Here is a 6307-nt window from a genome sequence, read left to right as displayed (position 1 = left end):
GCCGCGGCTGCCGGACCCGCCGCGCGGCGGGCCGGTCCGCGTGCCCTGGCCCGGCGTCCGCGACCCGGGTGACCCGGCTCCGGGCGGCGGTGCCGGCGGGGGGGCTCTCCCCTGCCGGGTGCTCCCCAACGGACGCACCCCCCGCACCCCCCAAGAAGAAATCCTCTGCAACCTCTACGCCGAAATCCTCAACCTCCCCACCACCACCATCGACGACAACTTCTTCGACCTCGGCGGACACTCCCTCCTCGCCGCCCAACTCACCACCCGCATCCGCACCACCCTCAACATCAACCTCACCATCCGCGACATCTTCCAATCACCCACCATCGCCACCCTCACCCAACACACCAACACCCACACAACCACACGCAAACGACCCGCACTTCGGCGGCGTACCGAGTCCGGCTCGGTCGTACAGAGCGAAAGCTGACGCACGCTCACCAGGACCTTCGTCCGTCGCGCGCCACCAGTGCCGCCTCCAATTCCGCCGGTCCTGCCTCATCTTCCGCCGACCGGCCGCCTTTCCCGCGGCTAGCCTTTTCCATGGCCGGCCTTCCCGCGCCGACGGCTCGAAAACGGCTCGGAACAGCGCCGGAGAACCGGCGCCGGCTTCGCCTCCGCATTCGCGCACTCGCTTTCGCCCATTCGTACGCGCACAGTCGCCTTCACACAGTCGCCTTCACGCGGTCGCCTTCACGCGGTCGCCTTCGTATTCCTCTTCCTCAATTCCCCTTGTGTCCCACAACAAATGGAGTATCTCGTGAATACCGATCCGGATGATGTGGTGTGGAGGCTGAACGGCGGCTCCACACACCGCACGTCTCTGCTGGTACTGCCGCACGCCGGCGGCAACGCCCACGCCTACGCGGAATGGCGCGCGCTGCTGCCCGACAGCGTCCAGTTGCTCATCGGCCAGTATCCCGGCCGCGGCGCCCGCTTCTCCGACCCACTGCCCCGGAACATCGGCGATCTGGTCGGCCCGATCGTGTCCTGCCTGCCGTCCGGCATCGATGACCTCGTCGTGCTGGGACACAGCATGGGCTCGCTCGTGGCCTTCGAGGTCGCCCGGGCGCTGACCCGGGCCGGACGCGCTCCGCGCGCCCTCGTCGCCTCGGCGTGCCGCGCGCCCTTCGTGGCGAACCCCAGCATGGTGCACCCGGAGCGCCTCACCGACGACGAGCTGGTCGCGGCCATCAAGGCACGCGGTGGCACGGACGACGGCATTCTGGACGAGCCCGAACTCCGCGAGATCATCATTCCCTCGCTCCGCGCGGACTTCGCGCTCGACGACATCTACCGGTACACCGGCGCCGCCGCTCCGCTCACCTGCCCGGTGACCGCGATCGGCGGGACGGACGATCCCGTCGTGCCCATAGAGGCACTCGCGCGCTGGAGCGAGATCACCGACGGCCCGGCCTCGATGGAGATACTGCCCGGCGGTCATTTCTACTTCCAGCAGCAGTTGGACGCCTTCTTCTCGATCGTCAATTCGGTCGTCGACGGCGTCCCCGTCCGGCACGAATTCGCCTGACCGACCGCCATCCCATCCGACCCAAGGAAGTTCGATGCCATCCACCGGCCACGCCATGTCCACCGTCGACCTCGATCTCAGCCGGGAGGCTGGAAAACCGCCTGTCCTGCGCACCCCTCGCTTCGACAGCTTCGACCGGGCCCTCGACTGGCTCACCGAGCACCAGCCGGAACTCAAGGACGAGCTGCACCGTTCCGGCAGCCTGCTGATCCGCGGACTGGGAGTCGGTGACGCCTCCGATTTCGGCCGGGTACGCGATGTGCTGATGCCGCGGCGCGCCGGATACAAGGAGAAGGCCACGCCCCGGACCGACTTCGGAGAAGGTGTCTTCTCCTCGACCGACCTGCCCGCCGTGCAGCCGATCCGGCTGCACAACGAGAACAGCTACACGCTGGACTTCCCCGGCACCCTGCTGTTCGGCTGCGTCATCGCTCCCGAGGAGGGCGGCGCGACCACCGTGGGCGACATGCGAGAGGCGCTGCGGCTCCTCCCTCCGGCGCTGCGCGACCGCTTCGCGGCGACCGGCTGGCTGCTGGTGCGCAACTTCTCGGAGCTGGCCGGACTGCCCTGGCAGAAGAGTTTCGCCACGGAGGATCCCGCCGTGGTCGAGGCGTACTGCCGGGACAACACCATCGGATTCGAGTGGCGGGAGGACGGCGCTCTGCGTACCCGGCAGCGGCGGTCCGCCATCGTCACCCACGCGGTCACCGGTGAGAAGTCCTGGTTCAACCACTTCGCCTTCTGGAACAACCGGACCCTCGACACGGATGTGCGCGATGTCCTGGTGGAGACGTACGGCGAGGACGGGTTGCCGTTCGACACGTTCGTCGGTGACGGTACGCGGCTGACCCAGGACGAGGTCGAGACGGTCAACCGGATCTACGACCAGGTGACGCTCCGCGAGACCTGGCAGCGTGGTGACGTGATGCTGGTCGACAACGTGCTGTGCGCGCACGGCAGGGAGTCGTATCGCGGAGACCGCAAAATCCTGGTGGCCATGGGCGATCCGATCACACTGGACGCCTGCCGGCCCGAGACCGCGCCGTCGACGACCGCGTTCGAGGGGTGATCGCGACATGGCGACGGTAAGCGCGAGTGACAACGGAAACGGTACGTCGGCCGGTTCGGCCACGCCCCTGGATCTGCTCGCCCGGCTGGCGGAGGTTCCGGCCGACCGGATCGCGGTGGTGGCCGGTGACCGGGAGCTCACCTTCGGCGAGCTGCGTGCCGAGGCGACCAGGATCGCCCGGCGCCTCGGCGGCCTCGGCATCGGGCCGGAGAGCGTGGTGGCGTTGTGCCTGCCGCGCGGCGCCGATCTGGTGGCGACGCTGATCGGGACACTGACCGCCGGTGCGGCGTATCTGCCGGTGGACCCACGGCTGCCCGCCGAGCGCCGACGGTACCTCGTCGAGGACTCCGCCGCGGACCTGGTGGTCGTCGACACCGGCGTCACCTTCCACGCCGAGGCCCCCGGCCACCTGACGGCAGGTGAACTGGCCGCGCCGGACGGCACCGAGGCCGCGTACCGGCCGGTCGCGGTCGACGCCGGCCGACTGGCCTATGTCATCTACACCTCGGGCTCCACCGGCCGTCCCAAGGGTGTGGAGGTCAGCCGTGGCTCGGCCGCGGCGCTGCTCGCCGAACTGGAGTCCGCGGAGATCGCGCGCACGGTGGCGGGCCGGGTCGGCTGGAACGCCTCGCCGTCCTTCGACGCCTCCGTACAGCAGTGGGTGCGTCTGTGCCGCGGCGACACACTGGTCATGATCGACGAGGAGACCCGGTCCGATCCCGCGCTGCTCGCCGCGATGATCGAGGAGCACGGTCTGACCGATCTGGACATCACGCCGTCCCATGCCGAGCCGCTGCTGGAGCATCTCGCGGCGCGCGGTGACGGAGATGACCCTCTCACCCTGCTTGTCGGCGGCGAGGCGATCAGTCCCGCGCTGTGGCGGCGCGTCGCCGACCTGGTGGAGGAGGGTGTGGTGCGCGCGGTCAACCTCTACGGTCCGACGGAGTGCACGGTCGACGCCACCGCCGGATGGGTCACCGGAGACCGCCCGCACATCGGGACGGTCCTTCCCGGGCTGAGCGTGCGGCTGCTCGACAACGACCTGCTTCCGGTCGCGGACGGCGGCTCCGGCGAGCTGTATCTGGCCGGCCCACGGGTCGCGCGTGGCTATCGCCGGCGCCCCGCACTCACATCGGAGCGCTTCGTCGCCGATCTGTCGGGCGACGGCGGAGCACGGATGTACCGGACCGGTGACCTGTGCCGCCGCCTGCCCGACGGACGGCTGGAGTATCTCGGCCGCGCCGACGGCCAGATCAAACTGCGAGGTCACCGCATCGAGCTGTACGAGATCGAGGCGGCCGTCGCCGGGCATCCCGCGGTGGCCGAGGCGGCCGTCGTCCTGCGGGAGGACGTCAACGGTGCTCCCGGGCTGGTCGCGTACTACCGCGCCCAGCAGGCGATCGGAGCCGAGGAGTTGCGCTCGCGTCTCGCCTCGGTCCTGCCGGGCTATATGGTGCCGGCGGCCTTCGTGGAGGTCGAGCGCTTCGCCACCACGCCCAGCGGCAAGCTGGACCGGACCGTACTGCCGGCGCCGGCGGCCGTTTCGCCGGCCGGCGAAACGGCCGCCGGGACGGCCGCGGACGAGCCCACCGGGCCTGTCGAGGAGCTGATCGCACGGGTCTGGTCGCATGTCCTCGGCGCACCCCGGATCGGCGCCGACGACAACTTCTTCAAGCTCGGCGGCCACTCGCTGCTCGCGATCAAACTGGTCGCGGGTGTGCGCAAGGAGCTGGGTCTGAGCCTGCCGGTCAAGACCGTCTACGCGAACCCCCGGCTGCGTGATCTCGCCCGGCAGATCGAGTCCCTGCTCGACGTCCAGGAGTCCGGACCACGGCCCGTGCCCGCACTCGTCTGACGGCGGGCACACTCCGTACCGCCCGTGGCGCGGCGGCGGCTGCCGCACCGCCGCGCCCGCGTCACCGTTCACCTTCAGGTTTCCCGCCCGGCGATGGCCGGCGAGACCGTCCACCGGTCGTGATGTATCAGGAGGAATGACTGTGCTCCCGTTGTCCTACGCACAGCGTCGGTTGTGGTTCTTGAACCGTCTGGAGGGTCCCTCGGCGACGTACAACGTGCCGGTGGTGTTGCGGTTGAACGGTGTGCCCGACCAGGTGGCCCTGGCGGCGGCCGTGTCGGACGTGGTGCGGCGGCACGAGGTGCTGCGGACGGTGTTCCCGGCGGTGGACGGCGAGCCGTATCAGCGAGTGCTCGACAGCGCCGACGCGGTGTTCGCGGTGGTGGAGTGCGCGGCGGACACCGTCGACGACCTGGTGACCGCTTTCGCGCACGAGCCGTTCGATCTCTCGGCCGATCTGCCGTTGCGGACGCGGTTGTTCACGGCCGGTCCTGACGAGTCGGTGCTGGTGCTGCTCCTCCATCATGTCGCGACCGACGGATGGTCCACGGCCCCGCTGCTGCGGGATCTGACGGCGGCGTACGAGGCACGGTCGGCGCGGCGGGCTCCCGACTGGGAGCCGCTGCCGGTGCAGTACGCGGACTACACACTCTGGCAGCGCGAGATGCTGGGCGAGGCGGACGACCCGGACAGTGTGCTGTCCGAGCAACTCGCCTTCTGGCGGGGAGCGTTGGCCGGAGCTCCGGAGGTGCTCGACCTGCCGGTGGACCGGCCGCGCCCGGCCGAACCGTCCGGTCGTGGGGATCTGGTCACGGGCTGGATCGGCGCCGATGTCCACCGGGCGCTGTCGGATGTCGCGCGGACGCGGCGAGCCAGCGTGTTCATGGTGTTGCAGACGGCGCTGGCGGCCGCGCTGTCGTCGGTGGGCGCGCGGGACGACATCGCGATCGGTTCGGCGGTCGCGGGCCGTCCGGAGGAGGAACTCAACGAGCTGGTCGGCTTCTTCGTCAACACGCTGGTGCTGCGGACGGATGTGTCCGGCGACCCGACCTTCACGGAGCTGCTGGACCGCGTACGCGAAGCCGATCTGGCCGCCTACGCACACGAGGACCTCCCCTTCGACCTGCTCGTCGAACACCTCAACCCCACACGCTCCCTCGCCCACCACCCCTTCTTCCAGATCATGCTCACCCTCCAGAACGACACCGACCCCGGCATCTCTCTCGGCGGCCTCGAAGGCATCCTCGAACCGGCCGGCCTGCGGACGGCGAAGTTCGACCTCAATGTCTTCTGCACCGAGGTACGTGACGACGGCGGCGCCGCGGCCGGTGTCGAGGTATGGCTCCAGTACGCCACCGACCTCTTCGACGAGACCACCGCACGACTGCTGCTGGACCTCTTCATCCGCGTCCTCACCGCCTTCGCCGCCGACCCGGGCACCGCCCTCTCCACCGCCACCGCACTCACCGACGAAGAACACCGGAGCCTCACCGAACGCCGCACCCGCGTCACCGAGGCCCGGGACAAGGCCGGCGCGACAGGTACGGCAGCCACCGACGAGGCCGGTGCGTCCCGCCGGTCGCTGTCGCCGCGCGCGCAGATCCTCTGCGGACTCTTCGCCGAGGTGCTCGGCCGAGAACGTATCGGCGCCGACGACAACTTCTTCCGCAATGCCGGGCATTCGCTGCTGGGCGTACGGCTGGTGAACCGCGTCCGCGCGGTACTCGGCACCGACATCGGTATCAAGGACCTCTTCCTCACACCGACACCCGCCGGCCTGGACCGACGACTCGACCAACTCACCACCACCGACACCCGCCCACCACTCCAGCCCCAGACCCGGCCCGAC

5 protein-coding genes are annotated in these 6307 nt (G+C 69.8%); all 5 read left to right on the top strand.

Annotated elements, in window-relative coordinates:
• The coding region (locus PV679_RS35670; protein ID WP_319685442.1) for a phosphopantetheine-binding protein at positions 1–433 on the top strand (433 nt) is incomplete at its 5' end.
• Between the two features lie 330 nt (positions 434–763).
• Entirely contained in the window at positions 764–1534 is a 771-nt protein-coding gene (locus tag PV679_RS35665; RefSeq protein ID WP_319685441.1) for a thioesterase II family protein, read from the top strand.
• Positions 1535–1568: 34 nt separating this feature from the next.
• Positions 1569–2603, top strand: a complete 1035-nt coding sequence (locus PV679_RS35660; RefSeq protein WP_319685440.1) for a TauD/TfdA family dioxygenase — start codon at positions 1569–1571, stop codon at positions 2601–2603.
• 7 nt (positions 2604–2610) lie between these two features.
• On the top strand, positions 2611–4458 hold the full coding sequence (locus tag PV679_RS35655; RefSeq protein WP_319685439.1) for a non-ribosomal peptide synthetase: 1848 nt from the start codon (positions 2611–2613) through the stop codon (positions 4456–4458).
• Positions 4459–4600: 142 nt separating this feature from the next.
• Positions 4601–6307 (top strand): condensation domain-containing protein (locus tag PV679_RS35650; RefSeq protein WP_416069875.1); only part of this gene is annotated, 1707 nt, incomplete at its 3' end.

The organism is Streptomyces sp. AK02-01A (assembly GCF_033795305.1).
In the GTDB taxonomy this organism is placed as follows: Bacteria; Actinomycetota; Actinomycetes; order Streptomycetales; family Streptomycetaceae; genus Streptomyces.
Note: the sequence above shows the minus strand (reverse complement) of the source record. Positions and strands in the feature narration are given on the sequence as shown.

Excerpts from the sequence above, each read along its gene's own strand:
- PV679_RS35660 (WP_319685440.1), top strand. The coding sequence starts at position 1,569 with ATGCCATCCACCGGCCACGCCATGTCCACCGTCGACCTCGATCTCAGC.
- PV679_RS35655 (WP_319685439.1), top strand. The coding sequence starts at position 2,611 with ATGGCGACGGTAAGCGCGAGTGACAACGGAAACGGTACGTCGGCCGGT.